Origin of the sequence: Shewanella sp. SG44-6 (genome assembly GCF_014164185.1) — a bacterium.
In the GTDB taxonomy this organism is placed as follows: domain Bacteria; phylum Pseudomonadota; class Gammaproteobacteria; order Enterobacterales; family Shewanellaceae; genus Shewanella; species Shewanella vesiculosa.
The window spans coordinates 1-1113 of the sequence record NZ_JACJER010000290.1 but is presented as its reverse complement, the minus strand read 5'-3'; the positions used below and the strand labels follow the sequence as shown (position 1 = coordinate 1113).

General features: G+C 38.0%; 2 protein-coding genes. Both read right to left on the bottom strand.

Annotated elements, in window-relative coordinates:
• Window positions 1-510: 510 nt before the first annotated feature.
• Entirely contained in the window at window positions 511-783 is a 273-nt protein-coding gene (locus H5185_RS22230; RefSeq protein ID WP_124017029.1) for a hypothetical protein, read from the bottom strand.
• A 212-nt stretch (window positions 784-995) separates the two neighbouring features.
• Window positions 996-1113 (bottom strand): transposase (locus H5185_RS22225; RefSeq protein ID WP_182743335.1); only part of this gene is annotated, 118 nt, incomplete at its 5' end.

Here is a 1113-nt window from a genome sequence, read left to right as displayed (position 1 = left end):
AAGTCGCGCAATAAGGTGAGCTGAACGTCTAACTAGATACTCTTAAAAAGAGAAGTGAGCATGACCGTGAATGATGTGGCTAATGAAGCAATGACTTCTCACCATCATCACTATGCCAAATGCTACTTAAGCTACATCGCCTTTTGATTAGACACCTTATTGGCGCGCATTAATAAATACAATCAACAAAGTCGTTTACACCTTAAATGAGCCTGAAACTAACTGTGCATAAAGCACCTGAGACTTGAATAGTGCCATCTTAGGGTTAACCGATAAATGTCTAGTGCCCCTGATATTCCAAAGGATCTGGAAAGCGTCAGGCAGCGATAAGATCGCACTAAGAGAGCCTCTATATGTGTTTGCTGTAAACGATGATTTGACAGCTAACCGACATACGAAGTAGATGAATTTGTTGATTGATTTGAATTTGACTGCAAGAGCAGTCAAATAAGTTAAGCTCGCCTATTGACTGGCGGGAGGCTCATATGTGTTAGGTGATTTAAGAGACACTCAAGATTTGAGAAGTACCTTTTGAATCGCTACGGCTTTATTAAACGCCTCACCACGCAGTTTATAATTTGTACATGCATTTGCATCAATAATTTTGTATTTTATACGAGATCCTTTAAGGTCGCCATTTATCTCTAATTGAGCAGCTTCTTCGAATATGACTTTGGCTTCATTTTCTTTAAGGCAGTCATTATTAAAGGTTACAAACGATAAAAGGACTACTGTAGGAATAAGGCAAAGTATGGCAACAACTGCATTCTTCTTAGTACTCACATCTGATCACCTAACGAGCCTGTAGAATTACTCGTTTTTAAATTTATTTTGATTAATGAATAAACAATATCTGAGTTTATATTTTGATTCAATTATTTAGTGTTGTTTAGATTATTATTTAACATGCAGTTTTGTTGGTTTTTTTAGTGCGCTTTAGGGGGGATTGAGGCGGGTTTGAAGCGTTTTTTGAGGTAAAAAGGGCTTACCCCTTCTTAGTGCATCGCTTGTTGCAACTTTTCTATGTTATGAACAAGACAGTACAGTTGCCACTGGGCATTCACTTTGGCTTGGCCACGTAAGGTCAATTTATTCATCCCTTTGTTGACCGTA